At 69.6% G+C, this 17,475-nt stretch carries 19 protein-coding genes; 3 read left to right on the top strand and 16 right to left on the bottom strand.

The genetic code is table 11. From position 1 onward, the window contains the following. The 16 genes from SM418_RS36250 to SM418_RS36325 form a co-directional block, all read right to left on the bottom strand. Positions 1 to 897, bottom strand: an 897-nt coding sequence (locus SM418_RS36250) for an IS256 family transposase (protein ID WP_443098417.1), incomplete at its 3' end; no start/stop codon positions are given. A 138-nt stretch (positions 898 to 1,035) separates the two neighbouring features. Next, positions 1,036 to 2,559 carry a hypothetical protein gene (locus SM418_RS36255; RefSeq protein ID WP_371946162.1) on the bottom strand — a complete coding sequence of 508 codons (1,524 nt, stop codon included), beginning with the start codon at positions 2,557 to 2,559 and terminating at the stop codon, positions 1,036 to 1,038. Positions 2,560 to 2,583: 24 nt separating this feature from the next. Beyond that, complete coding sequence (locus SM418_RS36260; RefSeq protein WP_371946163.1) at positions 2,584 to 2,967, bottom strand: hypothetical protein; 384 nt, start codon at positions 2,965 to 2,967, stop codon at positions 2,584 to 2,586. A gap of 114 nt (positions 2,968 to 3,081) precedes the next feature. After that, the gene (locus SM418_RS36265; protein WP_371946164.1) at positions 3,082 to 3,846 is read right to left on the bottom strand and encodes a hypothetical protein; all 765 of its coding nucleotides are present in this window, start codon (positions 3,844 to 3,846) and stop codon (positions 3,082 to 3,084) included. A gap of 7 nt (positions 3,847 to 3,853) precedes the next feature. Then, a complete protein-coding gene (locus SM418_RS36270; protein WP_371946165.1) occupies positions 3,854 to 4,351 on the bottom strand; it encodes a hypothetical protein in 498 nt (165 codons plus the stop codon). Positions 4,352 to 4,399: 48 nt separating this feature from the next. Beyond that, positions 4,400 to 5,236 (bottom strand): hypothetical protein, encoded by an 837-nt coding sequence (locus SM418_RS36275; RefSeq protein ID WP_371946166.1) that lies wholly within the window; start codon positions 5,234 to 5,236, stop codon positions 4,400 to 4,402. Positions 5,237 to 5,263: 27 nt separating this feature from the next. Beyond that, positions 5,264 to 6,088 carry a hypothetical protein gene (locus tag SM418_RS36280; protein WP_371946167.1) on the bottom strand — a complete coding sequence of 275 codons (825 nt, stop codon included), beginning with the start codon at positions 6,086 to 6,088 and terminating at the stop codon, positions 5,264 to 5,266. 41 nt (positions 6,089 to 6,129) lie between these two features. Continuing rightward, complete coding sequence (locus tag SM418_RS36285; protein ID WP_371946168.1) at positions 6,130 to 6,918, bottom strand: hypothetical protein; 789 nt, start codon at positions 6,916 to 6,918, stop codon at positions 6,130 to 6,132. Continuing rightward, positions 6,915 to 7,334: a DUF4913 domain-containing protein gene (locus SM418_RS36290; RefSeq protein WP_371946169.1), complete on the bottom strand. Its 420-nt coding sequence runs from the start codon at positions 7,332 to 7,334 to the stop codon at positions 6,915 to 6,917. The genes SM418_RS36285 and SM418_RS36290 overlap by 4 nt, the downstream gene beginning before the upstream one ends. 79 nt (positions 7,335 to 7,413) lie before the next feature. Continuing rightward, positions 7,414 to 9,156 (bottom strand): type IV secretory system conjugative DNA transfer family protein, encoded by a 1,743-nt coding sequence (locus SM418_RS36295; RefSeq protein WP_371946170.1) that lies wholly within the window; start codon positions 9,154 to 9,156, stop codon positions 7,414 to 7,416. A 59-nt stretch (positions 9,157 to 9,215) separates the two neighbouring features. Further along, a complete protein-coding gene (locus SM418_RS36300) occupies positions 9,216 to 10,637 on the bottom strand; it encodes a putative type IV secretion/conjugal transfer ATPase (RefSeq protein ID WP_371946171.1) in 1,422 nt (473 codons plus the stop codon). Positions 10,638 to 10,677: 40 nt separating this feature from the next. Further along, positions 10,678 to 12,153, bottom strand: a complete 1,476-nt coding sequence (locus tag SM418_RS36305) for an SCO6880 family protein (protein WP_371946172.1) — start codon at positions 12,151 to 12,153, stop codon at positions 10,678 to 10,680. Then, a complete protein-coding gene (locus SM418_RS36310) occupies positions 12,143 to 13,450 on the bottom strand; it encodes a TrbL/VirB6 family protein (protein ID WP_371946173.1) in 1,308 nt (435 codons plus the stop codon). Before SM418_RS36310 ends, SM418_RS36305 begins: the two co-directional genes overlap by 11 nt. A 95-nt stretch (positions 13,451 to 13,545) precedes the next feature. Continuing rightward, entirely contained in the window at positions 13,546 to 14,289 is a 744-nt protein-coding gene (locus SM418_RS36315; RefSeq protein WP_371946174.1) for a DUF8175 domain-containg protein, read from the bottom strand. Beyond that, positions 14,286 to 14,489 carry a hypothetical protein gene (locus tag SM418_RS36320; RefSeq protein ID WP_371946175.1) on the bottom strand — a complete coding sequence of 68 codons (204 nt, stop codon included), beginning with the start codon at positions 14,487 to 14,489 and terminating at the stop codon, positions 14,286 to 14,288. The genes SM418_RS36315 and SM418_RS36320 overlap by 4 nt, the downstream gene beginning before the upstream one ends. A 104-nt stretch (positions 14,490 to 14,593) precedes the next feature. Next, positions 14,594 to 15,031, bottom strand: coding sequence for a hypothetical protein (locus SM418_RS36325; RefSeq protein ID WP_371946176.1), 438 nt, complete (start codon positions 15,029 to 15,031; stop codon positions 14,594 to 14,596). 244 nt (positions 15,032 to 15,275) lie between these two features. On the opposite strand from SM418_RS36325, the gene SM418_RS36330 reads away from it, so the two are divergent. From SM418_RS36330 to SM418_RS36340, 3 genes are all read left to right on the top strand, one after another. After that, complete coding sequence (locus SM418_RS36330; protein ID WP_371946177.1) at positions 15,276 to 15,563, top strand: helix-turn-helix domain-containing protein; 288 nt, start codon at positions 15,276 to 15,278, stop codon at positions 15,561 to 15,563. 30 nt (positions 15,564 to 15,593) lie between these two features. Beyond that, the gene (locus SM418_RS36335; RefSeq protein WP_371946178.1) at positions 15,594 to 16,568 is read left to right on the top strand and encodes a C40 family peptidase; all 975 of its coding nucleotides are present in this window, start codon (positions 15,594 to 15,596) and stop codon (positions 16,566 to 16,568) included. A gap of 634 nt (positions 16,569 to 17,202) precedes the next feature. Next, entirely contained in the window at positions 17,203 to 17,367 is a 165-nt protein-coding gene (locus SM418_RS36340) for a helix-turn-helix domain-containing protein (RefSeq protein WP_371946179.1), read from the top strand. Positions 17,368 to 17,475 lie beyond the last annotated feature (108 nt).

Below are 17,475 nucleotides of genomic sequence, written 5' to 3' on the forward strand. Positions count from 1 at the left end.
CACCTCGCCATCACCCCCGCCGATCACCGCTACGCCTCGGCCGCCGACCTGCTCGCCTCCACCGACGCACCACCAGAGCATCCCGGCCCCGGAAAACCAGCATGTTGATTCTTGGCAGCCACGGTGCACCACGCACTGCTGCACGGTGGCCTGCGGCCAGATCTCCTCGATCGCCTCCGGCAGGCCTTTGAGCCCGTCACAGCAGGCGACGCACACGTCCTGCACGCCCCGATTCCTGAGTTCGGCCAGCACCGTCATCCAGTGCTTGGCGCCCTCACCGCCGGTCCCCACCCACATCCCCAGCACGTCACGTTCGCCGTGGCAGTTGATGCCGACCGCGACATAGACCGGGCGGTTGGCCACGTTGCCCTCGCGGATCTTCACATACAGCGCATCGATCAGCACGACCGGGTAGACGCTGTCGAGCGGCCGGGCCCGCCAGGCCTCCATCTCGGCCACGACCTTGTCGGTGACCCGCGAGATCAGGTCGCGGGACACCTCGACCTGGTAGATCTCGGCCAGGTGCGCACGGATCTCGCCGGTGGTGAGGCCCTTGGCATACAGCGACACGATCGCCTCGTCGAACCCCTCGACCCGGCGGGCGTGCTTGGGCACGATCTGCGGGGTGAACTCGCCCGCCCGGTCCCGCGGCACCTCGATCCGCACCGGCCCGACCTCGGTCGACACCGTCTTGGCCGAGCTGCCGTTGCGGTGATTACCGGTCGGTCCGGCCGGGCGTTCTCCCTTGTCATAGCCCAGATGCTCGGCCATCTCGGCTTCCAGCGCGGCCTGCAGCACCGTCTTGGTGATCCCGGCCAGCAACCCGTCCGGCCCGACCAGTGACACCCCCTCGGCCTTTGCCTTCTCGATCAGCTCGGCCGCCAGTTGCACGTCCAGCCCACCGACGGTCTCGTCATTGTCCTTGGTCACGCGTGATCCTTCCCGGCCAGGGCAACGGCCCCAGCCTTCCGGATCACCACCCCACCCACACGATCTTTAGGACAGTACCACGGCGACGGCGAAATGGCTGGCACTTTATACGACTCCATGCCTTGATTCTATTTTTGCTGCGCTTTTGTTCTGACTGGTATTTCGAGTTCTGGAAGTATCTTGAAGTCTTTGAGTTGACTTTAGTGGTGTGTGTGGAGAGTTGAGGAGGGACGTGATTGATTCCGGAAATTCGGCTGCGGATAGATTTGATTGTTTGTCGTCGACATCTGGCGTTCTGTGCACTATAAGGCGCACTTCGTCTGGAGTGGGAATGGATGGCGGGGTCAGATGTTGGATGGCTTGGGCGAGGGTGGTGATGGCTTGGTGGCCTTTATTTTGGGCATTTTCGTACCAGGCTGATAGATCGCGGGCTGATCCCGGGACCCGGGGTAGGTGGGTGGGATATTTCTTTTGGCGGTTGAGGGCGCCGATTGCTGCGGCGTCGTTGATCGCGGCGTGGTGGTGGGTGGCGAGGTGATTGCAGGCTTCGACAGCTTTGAGGGTGGTGGTGGCGAGTTCGGCTGCCTGGGTGAGGGTGGGCGCGAGTTCCTGGGGTGGTTTGACGCGGGTGGAGGCGCGCGAGCTTGGGGTCCAGGCGGGGTCGGTGTGGAGTAGGCGGCCGAGGCGGATGATGAGGTCGCTTGCGTCGCTGGCGGGGCCGTTGGCGGGGTGGCCGTAATGGCCGATGTGCTCGTCCCAGCGTCGGACGATGCTCCTCCAGGTGACGCTGAGCTTCTTGAGGTCGGTGGCGGCTTGTTTGATCGCCGGTAGTTGGTCGGGTTTGTCCAGTTCGTTGATGCGGTGGATCAGTTGCCGGACGGTTTTGCGGTTGAGGTCGCAGATGATGGCGGCTGCTCGGGCGAGGTAGCGCCAGGTGGTGACCGAGGTCGGCAAGGTGGGGTTGCTGAGGCGGTGAATGCTGGCGGTGATGCCGGCCAGGGCTTGGTCGCCGCTCTCTCCGACCTGGGGTGGAATGCGGTCGGGTATGTGGTGCACGGAGATGACGTTGATGGGTGGTCGTGTCTGGTTCTCGCTGTAGATGCGGGCGAGCACCGCGGCTTTCAGCAGGAGTGGACCGGCCTGGTTGGCGGGTGGGTCGGCGCGGCCGGCGAGGTGGCCGAGAGTCGCGGTGTGGGTGCTGAGTTGGCGCAGCAGGGAGCGGGCCGTGTCGGGTGCGGCGATGACCCCGGCGTCAGCGGTGATCGCCTGGTCGGTGGTGACGGGGAAGTGGGTGGCAAGCAGGTCGAGGCCGCAGCCGAGGGCGATGGAGGCGGCGCGAAGTTTCTGGGCCAGGGCGGAGCGTGGGGTTTCGGTCTCCGCAGGCGGGCCGAGGAGATGTTCGGCTTGCTTGATGAGAGTGCTGGCGCGGTGGGCGCCGTCCCGCACACTGGCCGAGGCGGGGTGGGGGATGCCGAAGCCGTCGGCGATCTGGTCGTGGTAGCGGGCCAGGACGTGGGTGAGGCGGGCGAGTTCGGGTGGAGTGGTGCGGCTGCGCAGGTCGCGGGTGAGGCGTCGGGTGTGGAGTTGGTGTTGGAGGTCGGTGAGGTGTTCGTGGGCGAGCGCGCTCATTTCTCCGAAGGTGGCCACGGGCGGCTACCGGAGGGTGTCGCGGAGGCGTCCGGCGTGCAGGGCGGCTTGGAGGCAGGCCATCTTGTCGTCGGGGTCGGCGGCCAGTTCGGCGGCTCGGACGAGGTTCTGGGAGATGGTGCGGGCGAGGTCGAACAGGGCGTCGGCGGTGGAGGCCAGGTCGGTGTGGTCGGCCGGGGGGACGGCGCGTAGGGATGGTGCTTGGCGGAGGGCTTGGTGGGCTTGGACGGCTTCGCCTTCGGCCATTCCCCAGGCGATGAATCCGTCGGGTTGCTGGGCGGCGTAGGAGGTGATGACGCGTTCGGCGTGGGCGAGGTCGTTGAGGGCGTTGCCGAGGATCTCGGTGAACCAGTTGTGCCGGACGTCGTCGTGCTGGCGTTCATGGGCCATCGCGGTGTCCTCCAGAGGACGGGTGGGTAGTGGTTGTCGCTGATCGGCACAGATTGGCGCGGATTGGGGTGCACGGCTGCAGGGTGCGCAGGTTGTGGATTGTGCGGGCTGTGGTCAGGTGCCGGGTGCCGGGCCTGTGGCGGAAGAAGGCGGCAGCTGCTCGCGGCTGCGCGGGTGGGGCGGCGGCGAGGGAAGGTCGTGGCTGATGGCGGTGGAGACGCCTGGGGCGACGGCCCTGGTTTCGGCGGGGTGATGCCTGCTCGCGGGTGGGCGTGGTGCGAGTGCGTCGTGCAGGCGGGTTTCGGTGATGCCGCTCCAGGAACTCAGTGCTGCCAGGAGTTTCTTGCGGTCGTGTTCGAGCGCGGCGCGGATCGGGCCCGATGCGTCGGTCAGTCGGGTGGTCATGGTGATGTAGAGCTGTTCGGCCTGGTCTGCGTGGTGGACGGCGCCCACGATCGTGTGCGTGGGCGGGAAGTCGGGTGCGGGCGCGAGGCGAGTGGCGGGTTCGGCGTAGACGTAGGGGACGCCGGGGACGGCTACGAGAAAGGACGTCTCGGTGTCGGGGCTGATGGTCTGCCAGCCGATGACGGTGCCGCAGCGGTTGTGCTGGTGGGTGAGGCGTGCCTGGTCGCCGATCTTGTAGGGAGTGTCCTCGGCGACTTCTGAGGCGTTGATGGCGCGGCCCGTGCTGAGTACGTCGGAGAAGTTGATGCCGTGGTGGCTGGCGTAGTGCTCCAGGTCGCAGAGCAGCGCGGCGAGCAGGGCTTCGGCGTAGAAGGGGTCGCGTTGCAGGAGTGAAGGTTTGCCGGGGAAGGCGTCGTGTTCGTAGGCGATCAGGGCGTGGACGGCGCGTTCGATGTGCTTGGTGGTGTGGGGCATGGCGCACCTACTTCATGGCCGCGTGGACGTTGCCGACGTGGTGGGCGGCCCGCAGGCAGGCGACCCGGTCGGCCGGCTCGGTGGTCTTTGACGCGACGTTGAGGATGGCTTCGGCGACGACCATCACCAGGGCGGAGATGGCCTCGGTGAACTCCTGGACGTCGGCGTCCGACATGGAGCCTTCGGGCCAGGCGAGGGAGGGTGCCTCGGCCAGTGCCCACCAGGCGTCGATCGCCTCGGCAAGCGCGGTTTGGTGAGCGTCCTCCTGGGCGCTCTGGGCCAGGACGGTGGTGGTGCGCTCAATGAGTTCCAGACCCATGAAGGCGGCGGCGAGGAGCGCGGGCAGGGAGTCGGCGGTTTTGATCTGCTGGCTGGCGTAGTCGAAGAAGTGCTTCAGCGGAACCTCCAGGGCGTCGGCGTCCCGGCCTCGATGGGTGATGCGGACGCAGGATGAATGCTTAAAGTTGATGGTTGCGAGTTTGGTTGCTCGTGGGCTGCCGATCAACTGTGGTGACGCGCGTGTCGTGGCGAGGTTTGTGCAGGTGGAGCTGGCTTACCGGTGGCCGTGGTGGCGCGCGTTGGCCGGGCCGGTGGGGCGCGGCGACGGTTGAGAGGTGGGGTGGCGTCCGGAGAGTCCTTGGACCAGTGGGATGGGGAAGTCCTGTGCGGCGAGCTGGGCCGGGCTGAGTGACGCGCCTGTGACCGGCGCCTTGGGTTGCGAGGTGGTGAGGCGTGGTTCGACCTTGGCGAGGAGCAGGTCGGTGACGTTGCGGTCGTCCATGCCGTTCCAGGTCACCAGGGCATCGAGCAGGACGTGGTGATCGTCCAGGTCGTCCTGCTGGGGCCGGACGCCGTCGAGGTCGGCTCGCGCGATGCGGGCCATGGTCTCGACGAGGGTTTCCTCGGCGTGTAGCGGATCGCTGATGACCCCTTGAGCGGTGGACGTGGAAGGGAACGGCGGGGCTGGTTCCAGGTCGGCGTCGATGATGGTGCGGCTGCTGGTCTCGCCGAGGAAGCAGACGTTGTACTCGGTCGGCCCGTCGTGGGGGACCAGGAGCCCGGTGACGGTGCCCCGGGTCGGATGGCCCAGCAGGATCGCCTCGTCGGCGGCGGGGCCGTCGAGTTGGACGGTCGAGCCGACCGCGAAGACGTCGGGGCTGTTGTGCTCGCTGAGGTAGTAGCCGTTGGCCTGGGCGAGGATGTCGTTGAACTCCAGGCCGCGGTGTTGGGCGTAGTGCATCAGGTCGATCAGCAGATCGCCGAGGAGTTCGCGGGCGTGGGCGTTGTTGGTGCGGTGGTCGAGGTGTTCGGTCTCCTCGAAGAGTGCTTGGAAGGAGTCCAAGGCGGCGGCTCCGAACTCGGCGAACTCCGCGGCGCCGGCTTCGGTCATACGACCTCCAAAGGTTCGGTGGACGAGTCAGGGGCGGTGCTTGTGCCGTCTGGCCGGGCCGTCCGGCTTGGGCCTGGTCGTGGACGGCGGATCGTCGGAGGTGAGAGAAGTCGGCCGTTGGGGGAACTCGGTAGCCGCCAGCCGAACCGCCGGGTCCGGTCCGGGACGTCCCTTCGTCGGCGTGTGCGCGGCGTGCGTGATGCGGTTGTAGAGGTGCCGCATGATCGCCTCGGGTTGGCCGCCCGACCATTGCCCCAGCCGGATGGTCAGCTGGGCGAGGTCGGCGAGTGCCTGCTCGTCGGCGACCAGGCCGTTGGTGGCGGCGCGCTTGAGCCGGGCGGCGATGTCGACGATCGTCGATTCGGCGTTGCGGGCGTCGGAGACCACTCCGGCCGTCCGGGTCGGCAGGGGAAGCAGCGAATCGGCTGGCTCCAGCTCGGACGCTGTGACGTGCAGGCTCTCGTTGACGCCGGGGACCCGCACCGCGCAGTGGGCTTCGCCGTACGGGGAGGTGGCCAGCGCGTCGACGAAGCCGCGCCACAGCGGAAAGCGCGGCGTGGCGCCGGTGGCGGTGCGTCCCTGCCGGAACTGGACCTCGGCGCCGAGCCGGAAGCTGTAGACCGGGTCGTGGTCGGGCCCGCCGCGGTCCAGGTGCTGCTGGTGAAGCTCGGCGAACGTGTCCTGGACGTCCAGGCCGAGGCGGTCGGCGTAGCGGGCGAGTTGCTCGATGAGCGAGGTGATGAGCGGCTCGGCCAGGGCGGGGTCGGCGCGGTGGCTGGGAACGTCGTCGGGCAGGAGTTGCTGCTGGTAGGCGTCGAGCGCGGCGGCGACGGCCTCATCAGGGTCGGCCATACAAGGACTCCAAGGGTGAAGAGGTGTGCTTGGTTCGGGTGTCACGGCAGCCGAGGACGCGGCCGGTTCTCCGAGGGCGCGGGATGCCTGGGCGGCACCGCGGCGGGCTGCTCGCCGGCCAGCAGCGCGGCGATGTCGTTGGGGAACGAGGCGGCGGCGCGCCGGGCGGCGGGAGACATGCCGTCCTGCACCGGGCTGGTTTCACCGGCCCGGTGGCGGAGATGGCGCAGCACCCATTCCGGTTTGGTGCCCGACCAGGCGGCCAGCGTGGCTGACAGTTCGGCCAGATCCGCGAGCAACTGCGGGTCGGTATCGGCCTGCTGTTGCGGCAGGTGCGTGATGATCTCGGTGATGGCGTCCTCGGCCTCCAGGGCGGAGTAGGCGGTCCCGCAGATACGGGTGAGGACAGGCACCATTCGCGTGGCCGGTTCCAGCTGCGATGTGGTGGCGTGCTGCGGGTCGACGAACCCGGGGATGCGCAGCACGCATTCGGCGTCCTGACCGGTCCCGGATGACCTCAGCTCGGTGATGAACCCCCGGCGGGGCTCGGTCTCGTGGTCGCGGAACTGGACCTCGGTGTTGAGGCGGAAGCTGTAGCGCGGATTGGTCAGGGCGCCGCCGCGGTCGAGACGGGCCTGGACGAGCGCGTCCAGCAGGTCGACCACGTCCAAGCGGTTGCCTTCGCCGTAGTTGATGAGGTCGACGACCAGGGAGTGCAGCAGCCCCTCGGCTTCCGCGCGGTCGGTGCGGTGACCGTTGGCCAGGTCGCCGAACAGGTGCTGTTGGTAGGCGTCCAGCGCCAGCGCGGTGGCGTCCATGCGTTCGGTCACGCGCGCACCGCGTCCCGGGACTGAGTCGCGGCAGGATCTTTAGAGCCGGCACCGAACCACCCGGCGGGGACGGACACCATGTGGGCCTCGTGCGGGGACAGGTGCTCGTTCTCGGTGCACTGGTAGAAGGGGCCGCGCGGTCCGAGCAGGACGGGGATCTGGTGGTCGAGGTGGTCGCGGTACCACAGCGCCATGCCGGTGGCGCCCTGCAGCCGCATCGCCTCCCAGGCGAACCAGAGCGCTGTCAGGCGGGAGATGGCCTCGCCGTGCCGCCACCATTCGGCGCACCAGCGGAACTCGCCGCCGAGGGTGCGCCGGTACATCGGGACGAAGTGCTCGCTGACCCAGGCGGTGACGTCCGGGTACAGCGACTCGCGGCGTTTGCTGCCGGTCGCGGGTGTATCGGGGTTGGGCATGAAGCCTCCAAAGCTGCGGATTCGTGCATGTGAAGGCCCCTTTCTTCTTCGTGGACGTGAGCTGTGGCGTCGAGCACGGCTATGGCATGGACGGGGTGTCCGGGTGGTCGTAATGGCTGCGGGCTGCATCGGCGATCGCGGTGTCAGCGGTCTCGATGGCCGCGCCGATGGCGGCGGCGTGCGGGCCCGCATACCAGGGCCGGAGCCGGACGAGGGCGGGCTTGGTGCCGGTGGCCAGCAGCAACGCGGTCCCTGCCGGGAGCGCGCGGATGTCGGCGGCTTGCAGGATCTCCTGCTGGCGCAGCGAGATCTGTTCGCTGGCGCGTCCGTCGCTGTAGGTGATGGATCGGACGGGGACGTCGTGCTGTCCGATGAGGGTGGCCAGGTCGCGGACCAGGCGGGGCGAGTCGATGCCGGCGCCGATGAGTTTGCGGGTGGCGGCGCCCCAGAGCGCGGCCATGCCGGGCTCGCCCCAGACGGTGACGCCCTGCTCGTAGCTCTGCAGGATGGTGACCGGGATGATGCCGCGCGAGCCGAGGTGGGAGTAGAGCTGCGGAAGGTCGGCGATGCGGCAGATGTTGGCGGCCTCGTCGAGCGCGACGACCAGTGGCGGGTCGAGTCGTCCGCCGGCTTGTTCGGCGCGGCGTTCGGCGGCGCGCATGGTGGTGTCGGTGAGCGCGGCGATCAGCGGGGCGGCGGCCGACAGCGACTTCGACAGCAGATACAGCGTGTCGCGGGAACCGGCGAACGCGTGCGGATCGAAGACCGGAAGATCGTGGTCGGGGGTGACCCAGGCGAGGATCTCCTGGTCGCGCAGGGCTTTGGCGGCGGTGCGGGCGGTCTGGTAGATGCCGTCGCGGGTCTCGACGGCGCCGTTCTGGGTGCCTTTGAGGGACGAGGCCATCAGCTGGAACCCGGCCTTCTGGAGCAGTTCGATCGGGGTGGGAACGGCGGGCTCGTCGAGCCATTGCGCGACATGGTTCAGCGACCGTCCCGAGGTCGCGGCGGCCAGGAACAGCGCGCACAGCAGGTCCTGCGCGGCCGGACCCCACAGGTCTTTCTTCTGGCCGTCATCGACGGTGAGGACGAAGTGGCCGGCGAGGCGGTGGGCGTCCTCGACGGTGGACAGCCGGGCGAGCGGGTTCCACCACCAGGCTTGCGGCTGGTAGGTGATGTGCTGCGGGTCGAACAGCCAGATCTTCCCGCCGGTGCGTTCGGCGCGGACGGTGGCGATCGCCGACCACAGATCGGCCTTGTTGCTGGTCGCGATGACCGGTCCGGGCGCGGACAGGACGTGCGGGATCGACTGGGTGGTGGTCTTGCCCGAGCGCGGCGCCATGAACGCCACGACCGTGTCCTCGAAGGAGGCGAACAGCGTCGGGCCGCTCCGGTCGCCCGGCAGCAGGACGTCCCCGAGGACGAGGCCGATGTCGTCCGGCTTCAAGTCACCGGGGTTGGACTCGGCGAGGGAGCGCCGAAGCGCGATCGCCTTGCTCGCCGTCGCGTCCGGCTGGAGGGCGGTCAGGCCGGGGTTGTCGGCGAGCGCGGCGACGGGGTCTCCCGGTTGCGGGAGACGGTCGGCGATCCGCGACCAGATCTCCCAGACGCCCCATACCAGCGCGATGACCAGCGACACGAGGATCAGCAGGACGAGCCATGTCGGCGTCCCTGGCCAGGCTTGATCGGTCCGTCCTCCGATGAGGGTGGCCGCGAAGTCGGTGCCGAATGGCATGACCGTCCCGTCAGCTGCGACCGCGGACAGCTTCGCTGCGGCCCACACGATCCACAGCCCGGCGATGGGTGTCCAGCACGCGGCGAGCACCAACCATCCGGCACTCGCGTTGGAGTGCCATAGCGATGCGCGTGGTCCGAGTGCCCGGGTCATGGGTTCACCCGGATTGCCTGGTCGGTGTCGTACAGATCGACTTCCGGGCCGACGAGGGAGAGCTCGACGGGGATGCCCAGGCGTTCACCGGTCTTGATGAGGTACTTGCCGCGTCCGGGGTGGCGGGCGCCGGGTTGCCAAGAGTCGGGAGCCGACCAGGAGGTGACGAGCTGCTGCTCTGGCCCGGTGAGCGGGGTGATCTCGTGGACGCGGGCCAGTTCCCGGGGCGGGAGCCCGGCCAGGACGGTGATGGCGGAGCGGTCGGCGAACCCTTTAGCCTTGGCGCGGTCCTCCTCGGTGGCCAGCGCGTCCAGATCGGCGAGCGAATGGGTGATCATGACCGAGGCCATGCCCTTGGCGCGGTTGAGGCGGGTGAGGGCGTCGGCGTGCTCGACCAGTCCAGGGGCGCCGCGCAGCGCGCGCCACAGTTCGTCCATGACACCGAGGTAGGAACGCCGCGGGGCGGCGCCCAGCTCGGCGAGGGCGGTGGCGGCGTCGACCATGCCGAAGGCGTAGGCCCAGGTGCACAGCATCGCGGCGGTGAGGAGTTTGTCGCCGGCGGCGCGGACGCGGGAGATGTCGACGCTGATCGCGGGCGCGTCCAGGTTCAGCGGCCGGGTGGTGGCGGCGTCGAACACCCCGGCCAGTGACCCTGAGATGAGCAGGTCGAGGGTGAAGACCAGGCCGCGGGTCTGCGCCTGGTAGGCGTCGGCGGTGTCGGTGCGGGTCGCTCCCCGAAGCTCGGCGGGCCCCTCTTCGAGGATGCGCAGGACATCGACGATCGTGGGCTCATGATCCAGGCGGTCGTCCAGCAGGTCGATGGCGCGACCCAAGACGACCTCTTCGGCGTTGGTGATGCGGGCCTCGCGGACCAAGGTCGCCAGGGCCAGCAGGAGGGAGAGCCGCCGGGAGCGTACTTCCCAGCGCAGGGTTTCGGCGTCGGCCCCGGACAGGCGGCGGCGTGCTTCGTCCAGCGGACCGGCGTCGAGGGGGTTGATGCGGTCGGCGCCGCGTCCGACGCGGATGACCTGCCCGCCCAGGTATTCGACCAGCCGGGTGTAGTCGGGTTTGGTGTCGCCGAGGATGATCGGTGTGGTGCCGGTGGCGACCGCCCCGGTGACCAGGCGTTTGACGAGCGTGGACTTGCCGGTGCCGGGTTGTCCGAGGACGAACATGCCGGGGTTGGTGACCAGCCCTTCGCGCAGCCAGGCGAGCGGGTCGAGGCAGACGACTTCGCCCCAGAGTTGGTGGCGTCCGACCGGGGTGCCGGCGGTGGGTGTCCCGGACCCGGCGGTGAAGGGGTAGAGGCCGCAGACCTGGCTGGTGGTGGCCTGGTATTCGGGTGCGGGCTCGACGTGCGCGGCGCGTCCGGCGCCGGGGCCGCGCCATCCCCAGGGCGGGGCGAGCGGTTCGGACATGGCTTGGGTTTCAGCGTTCGGCAAGCTCGGTTCCTCCGGCTTAGTGGATGAGGCGGCGGGACAACTCGGGCGGGCAGATGCCGCAGGGCAGGGTGGTGGCGAATCCGGCGGCCTGGCTGCCCCACAGGCGACGCAGCCGGATCTTGGCCGAGTCGGCGGCCGTCTCGACGTGCGCGACGGCGCGGCGCAGCTGGTCGGGGTCGGTCGCGGTGACGGTGGCGTACAGGGCGACCAGGCAGACCCCGGCGCCCATGGCCTCCTCGGCGGCGGCTTGGCGGGCGCGAGCCGAGTCCCAGCTGTCGCGGGCGGTCTCGTCGCGTCCGGTGCGGCGGCGGAACTGGGCACGGAACGCCGCCGCGTTCACCTCCTGCTGCAGGACGCGGCTCGCGGCGGTGGCTGGAAGTGCCCGGTACTGCAGGGTGACGCGTTTGGCGAACGGGCCGGGAGCGACCAGGCGGGCCAGGACGTCGGAGCGGACGTTCTGGCGTGGTGGCTCGTGCCAGGCCCAGCTGACGGAGTGTCCGCCGTCGTGTTCGTAGTGGCCGGTGTGCTCGGTCGCGGCGACCGGCCCCGCATCGCACCAGTTCAGCACGTCGTGGGAGCCGGGACCGGCCAGGAGCCGGTTGACCTCGCCGCGCGCATCGGGGTCGAACGCGGTGCGCACGGTCCCGGCGATTTCGGCGGCGGTGGCGCGGCCGAGGACCGAGACTCCGCACCCGCCGAGCCGTGACGCCAACCCGTCCAGTGTGCGCCCCAGCTCGGCGACCGCCTCGTACAGATTCTTAGGGCTGGCCGCGGACGCTTTCGGGTCGAAGGTGATCGACACGCGGGTGTCGACGTCGGCGGCAGCGGCCGGGGCGGCGCGGACGAGAGCGCTCATGATGGTGCGCGCCGGCGCGGGCGCCGCCGGGACGATGGCGCGGTGGACGGCGTCGGCGAGGGTGGAGCCGGGTTCAGGCGCGGTGTCCACCGTGACCGACACCCACCGGATGGCGGGCATGTGCCCGAGCGTGGCGAGCCAGCCGCCCCAGCCCGCGACCCAGGCGTCGGCGTCACTGCGGTCGGCCAACCATGTTGAGGTCGGGACGACGCGGAGTGTGGCGGTGAGGAGCCCGGTGCGGCGGTCCCACACGATCCCGTACCGGCCGCCGTATCCGTCCTCGGCGCTGAGCAGTGTCAGCGGCGCCAGCACGCCCGGGAGCTGGAACGCGCGGGGATGGTCGATGACGACCCCGGCGCGGTAGCGGTTGTGGCCGCGCAACACGCCCCATCGCCAGCGGACCCGCGCCAGCACCAGCCGCGCCACGGGGATGCCCTCGACCCGGATGAGCCCGAAACCGCCGCCGAGCAATGCCGGTGGGAGCAGGTAGAAGAGCAGATGCGCCGCGGTCGCGGCGACCAGGACCAGCAGCATCGCGGCACCGAGGGCGACGAAAGTGGAGGTGGTGTCCAGGCCGAGCAGGCCGATGCCGTGCCGGCGCCGCCACCCGCCGTAGGTGCGGACCTCATGCCCCATGACCGCCGCCTCCCTCACCGGCCGCGCCGGTCGGGCCACCGGCACCCCCGGTCGCGGCCCAGCGGACCGCGTCCTCACCGCGCTGGCGCTCCTGCTCGGCCGTCCGGATCGTCGTTGGGCCGACAGGTTCCCCCTGCCCGCCGCCGCCGGGCGGCGCCCACCCGTGCCCGCCCGCCGAGCCGTGCCCCGGCTTGGACGGGTCGGCATCGGGCTGGCCGCTTCCTGGCGGAGAGCCCGGGTCGGGAGCCTGGTCGCCCGGGGGGTGGGTCGGCGGCTGCTGGTCGGGGGAGTCGGGCGTGCTGACCGGCTGGTCGGGCTGGTCGTCGCCGGGCGGCGCGGTGTCCTGGTCTCCGAGTTGCTGCTTGAGGTAGGTGGTGTGCTCACTGGCCGAACCGGACTCGTCACCCCCAGAACCACCGCCCCCGTAGCCGCGCAGCGCGCCGAGCGCGGCGGCACTACTCATCAGCGCGCCGAGCATCCCGCCGCCGGTGCCGGACTCGGTTCCCCCGCTCGTCCAGGTGAAGAACTTCAGCAGGACCGGGAAGGCGATCAGGCTGACCAGCATCATCGCGAACCCCATCAGGACCGTGTGCAGGCTCTCTCCCTTGCCGACCAGCGTGAACGCGGTCGCGTACACCGCCGCCGCGGCCGGCTTGTAGAAGATCAGCGCGAGCATCCAGCCCGCCACACGCGGAAACCACGCTTTGGTCGACGTGGTGATCATCCCGGCCGCCGCCAACGGGAGCAGCCCCGCCAAAATCACCAGCGCCGCACCGCGAAACAGCAGCAGGATCGCCTGGACGATCCCGATGACCAGCGCGAACAGGCACAAGATGAGCACCAGTGCGCGCGGTGCCGCACTGGGAAACATCACGATGTCGGTCATGCGGCGGGCGAAGTCGCCGTGCGAGGACGCCTTCAGAACCCAGCCGCTCCACAGGTCACCCCACTGCAGCAGCAGATTTGGCACCACCGTGCCGATCACGGTGACCACCGCCAGGACGACCAGACCGCGACCGGCGTCCACCAGCGGGAGCGCCTTGCGCGACAACGCCATCCGCGCGGCAACGGCCAGCAACGCCATCACCGCCACCGCGACCGTCAACGGCCGGACCAGCAACTGCAGATACCCGATCGCAGGCTCACCCTGCAGATCAGGCGAAGGTGTCTGCACCCACCAGGACGCGGTGTTGGAGATCAGCCATCCGGTCGCCGACTGGAACGACTCGGCCAACTCATCCAGCACATGCCCGCCGATCGCCCCCGAGATATCGGGCAGCGTGGGCAGCCCGGGCATCAGCGGATTTCTGCCGCCCTCATCGTTGTCCACCGGCTGGACGCACGCGGGCTCCATGACCGGCGAACACGGATCGAAAGGAAGCAGCGGGAGCATCAGCCACCCCCGCCCGGGAAGCGGACGTACCCGTCCGCCGACTCGGCCGGGGACGCCGTCCCCGCCCACGCCCCACCGGGTGGGGCGAGAACCCGCCAGTCACCGCCCTGCCAGCGCAACTGGATCCGCGTCACCGCACGAGCGGTCACGTCGCTGTCGCCCGGCCCCGCCGACACCAGATCCAGGCTCGCCGCCTCCGGCGAGTAGCCCTGCCACCGGAACCCTTCCAGCACCACATAGCCGCGGCCGAGCGCCTCTCCGTATCGCCGGTCGCCCCGGCGCTTGTCGTAGGTCTCGCGGGTCGAGGCCAGGAGCGCTTCGGTGTCGGGACCAATGATCTGCCGCTCGATGGTGGGCTCGAACACCGTCGGCCCCCACCGCACGTCCGCCCGCACCACGATGTGGACTGCCGCCAGGAGCGCCCCGCGCGGCGTCCGCGCGAACCCCTCCGCCAGATCGCCGTTGACGTGGCGCGGGCCGTCCTCGGCCGAGTAGGGGAGGAGGACGCCGTGGTAGTCCCGCCACGACACCCCGCTGAACGACACCTGCGGCGCGCTCACCAACTGCCCGGCCCGCGTAGTTGTCCGGACGATCACCGGGGTGGCCATCGAGGACGTCCTGAACACCGAAGGCACGACCGTGCCGACCAGCACTCCGCCGCCGACCACCGAAACCGCGATGACCCAGCCGTAGCGCCACAGCGCCCTAACGGCTGGCTTCCTCTCGTCCTTGGGCAGGCTCATTTGAAGAACACCCCGACGATCGGAGCCGCCGTCGCCGCCAGGCTCAGCCCGCCCAGCACCCACGGGATACCGGTCGCGCCATCTGCGGCGAACGTGGAACGGTTCTTGCGCCCGATGGCCATCTGGCCCGCGCAGATGAACAAGCCGGCGACGCCGCAGATCAGCACGCCCCACTTGCCCCACGCCAGCAGCGTCTCCATCTTCTGATCCATCCCCGGCGGCGCAGCCGGGGGAGGATCGGGCACCTTGACATCGCCGTCCTGCGGAAGCCGTCGAGCCAAGGCGATGAGCGCAGACAACACCCTCACCGCCCCCGTCGGGACGCCACGCCCACCATCCGGCGGAGCTCATCGAGGGCTTGGCGTGCCTTGCCCGGCAGAGCGACCACGCCCGGGTCCTCGACGAGGCGCAGCGCCCGCACATACGGGACGCGCACCACGCCCTCGACCCGTGATTGCAGCAGTGCGAACCGGGCCGTCGCCTCCGGCGACTCCGGACCGCCGTCACTGACGATCGCCAGCGCCGCCACCCGCTCGTCCCACTCGGCCAGCGCCCCGATCGCCGCCGTCGCATCCTTGGCCGCCACCGCGGTGTTGCGGACCGCCACGACCACCGGGCGGCCCGTGGCCCGCAGCGGCGATCGGCCCAGCTCCAGCAGCGGCGCGATCGAGCCCATGTCCCACACTGCGGGCAGCAGCGTGGTCAGCGTCGAGGTTCCGGCGCCGCCATGCGCGCCCGCCACGACCACATCCAAGACCTCACTCGCCTCACTGGCCGGACTCGGTCTGGTTTGTCGAAGACTCACCCACATACCCCCGAATCGATGCTCACGGTTGCTGGACGATCACCGTACGTGGCAGCATGACAGAGCGCAAGCATCGCCAAACAACTTTTGAGAACGCCATCATGCCGAACAACGTGCTTCCGCAGCACCCATCCACCACACTGAAAGGAACACTGTGACCGCCCACCCAGGAGCCCCACCGATGACCGAGACCCCCGGCCGCGACCCCGACGTCCTCACCACCGCCGAACTCGCGACCAAACTCGGCCTCTCACCCCAGACCGTCCGCCGGATGGCCAACGCCGGGCAGATCCCCGCCCTCAAAACCGGCAAGGACTTCCGGTACTCCTGGCAAGCAGTCCGCGAGGTGCTGCGGCAGCCCCACCAGCAACCCGGGGAAGCCGCCGATGACACAACCGAACCCAAGAAGGGCGCCGGGTACCGCGCCCAACACCGCGCCCGCACCGGCGCCCACAACCCCACCGACTAGCCACCCAGCCCCACCCCAGCGGCCCACCCGGTGAAGGCCGCCGCCACCGCATGCGCCGCCGCCCTCGCCCTCCCCCTGGCGCTGCTCATCCTGGCCGCGGGACACAACTCCGCCGCAGGCACCGGCTCAGACCTCGCCGCCGCACCCACCACCGAAGCCGAACGCGACATCCCGCCCGCCTACCTGCGCTGGTACCTCGACGCCGCCTCCACCTGCCCCGGCTTGCCCTGGAACGTCCTGGCCGCCATCGGAAAGATCGAATCCGACCACGGCCGCTCCACCGAACCCGGCGTCCATACCGGCGAAAACTCCGCCGGAGCCGGCGGCCCCATGCAATTCCTGCCCGCCACCTGGGCCGCCTACGGCACCGACGGCGACCACGACGGCCGCAAAGACCGCTACAACCCCGCCGACGCGATCCCCGCCGCAGCCCGCTACCTGTGCGCAGGCGGCGCCGGGAAAGGCGGCAGACACCTCTACCGGGCCATCTGGCAGTACAACCACGCCGACTGGTACGTCCGCAAAGTCCTCGACCAAGCCGCCCGCTACGCCACCCTCACAACCACCGGACGCGGCGCCACCGCCGTCAAAGCCGCGCTGCGCTGGCTGGGCACCCCCTACTCCTGGGGCGGCGGAGGACCCACCGGCCCCACCTACGGCACCGCCCAAGGCGCAGGCACCAAAGGCTTCGACTGCTCCGGCCTCACCCAATACGCCTGGGCCCAAGCCGGCATCCGCCTACCCCGAGTCGCCGCTGACCAATACAACGCCGGAAGCCACATCCACCGGCCCCAACTCCAGCCCGGCGACCTGCTCTTCTTCGCCACCAACCCCGCCAACCCGGCCACCATTCACCACGTCGCCATCTACTACGGGCACGGGCGCATGATCCACGCCCCCCACACCGGCGACGTCGTCCGCATCGCCCAATTCGCTGGCAACCCCTACCGCGAGCGCCAATACACCGGTGCCACCCGCCCCGCACACCACCCCACCGGAGCTTGACCGGAGGCCCGCGTATGCACCCACATCACCCCACCGACCGCTCCGCCCATGGCCCCAGAACCTCTCCCACACGAGCCCACGCACCAGCTCACCGCCAGAACCTGAACACGCCACCGTCACCGAAGCGAGCGAAGACCCCGTCGACTCACGGTCCACTCCGGGCCAGCGGTGGCGGCTGGAAATCAACGGCCGCCGTTGCCCTGGCGCCTCGCGACAAGATCGCCTTTCATGCCTTCTCGTTCGCCAACTCTGGTGACGACTCCAACGACGCTGCTGCTCTTCGCTCCAACCGGGACCATGCCGCCGCCCTGGGCGTCGACCCGCCTCAAGTCCGCCGCATCCGCCGCGACGGTGCCGCCGGGCCTCTCTACGGGTACCTCCTTTGCGAGGTGACCCTGCCCCTTGAAGAGGGAAACGGAGAGCTCATCAGTGACACCGGGTGGTGCTTCAAGTGACCACTCACTCCAGAGTCCCAGGCCACACGTGTGAGCGTTGCGGTGCCCCGATCTTGTCGGAGCCAGCGCAGACCTCGCACGAGATGAGCGTTCCGACCTCCCGCTCCGAGTGCGGAGCGGCGCGGCTAAGCGATACGGCATCCGAAAGTAGCTCTACGGATGACGGGATTCGGCTGCGCGTGTACACCGTGGAGCAGGTCGCCGAGATTTTGCAGATCGGCCGAGACAAGGTGTACATGCTGCTCCGGACCGGACGCCTGCGCAGTATCAAGATCGACCGGCTGCGGCGGATCACCGATCGGCAACTCGACGACTTCATCGCCTCAATGGAGCGCGCATGGTAACTCTAGGTACTCTATGTGCTACAGTGTGCTACGAAAGTCCTTGGGTGCGCCCGGTGAGGGAGGCCCGAGGCTCGCTTCTTGATAACTCCATCGACGCGAGCGCGATCT

It is taken from the genome of Actinomadura chokoriensis, assembly GCF_041463665.1.
Lineage (GTDB): Bacteria > Actinomycetota > Actinomycetes > Streptosporangiales > Streptosporangiaceae > Spirillospora > Spirillospora chokoriensis_A.

Excerpts from the sequence above, each read along its gene's own strand:
- SM418_RS36255 (WP_371946162.1), bottom strand. The coding sequence starts at position 2,559 with ATGAGCGCGCTCGCCCACGAACACCTCACCGACCTCCAACACCAACTC.
- SM418_RS36260 (WP_371946163.1), bottom strand. The coding sequence starts at position 2,967 with ATGGCCCATGAACGCCAGCACGACGACGTCCGGCACAACTGGTTCACC.
- SM418_RS36265 (WP_371946164.1), bottom strand. The coding sequence starts at position 3,846 with ATGCCCCACACCACCAAGCACATCGAACGCGCCGTCCACGCCCTGATC.
- SM418_RS36275 (WP_371946166.1), bottom strand. The coding sequence starts at position 5,236 with ATGACCGAAGCCGGCGCCGCGGAGTTCGCCGAGTTCGGAGCCGCCGCC.
- SM418_RS36280 (WP_371946167.1), bottom strand. The coding sequence starts at position 6,088 with ATGGCCGACCCTGATGAGGCCGTCGCCGCCGCGCTCGACGCCTACCAG.
- SM418_RS36290 (WP_371946169.1), bottom strand. The coding sequence starts at position 7,334 with ATGCCCAACCCCGATACACCCGCGACCGGCAGCAAACGCCGCGAGTCG.
- SM418_RS36300 (WP_371946171.1), bottom strand. The coding sequence starts at position 10,637 with ATGTCCGAACCGCTCGCCCCGCCCTGGGGATGGCGCGGCCCCGGCGCC.
- SM418_RS36305 (WP_371946172.1), bottom strand. The coding sequence starts at position 12,153 with ATGGGGCATGAGGTCCGCACCTACGGCGGGTGGCGGCGCCGGCACGGC.
- SM418_RS36310 (WP_371946173.1), bottom strand. The coding sequence starts at position 13,450 with ATGCCCGGGCTGCCCACGCTGCCCGATATCTCGGGGGCGATCGGCGGG.
- SM418_RS36315 (WP_371946174.1), bottom strand. The coding sequence starts at position 14,289 with ATGAGCCTGCCCAAGGACGAGAGGAAGCCAGCCGTTAGGGCGCTGTGG.
- SM418_RS36320 (WP_371946175.1), bottom strand. The coding sequence starts at position 14,489 with ATGGAGACGCTGCTGGCGTGGGGCAAGTGGGGCGTGCTGATCTGCGGC.
- SM418_RS36330 (WP_371946177.1), top strand. The coding sequence starts at position 15,276 with ATGACCGAGACCCCCGGCCGCGACCCCGACGTCCTCACCACCGCCGAA.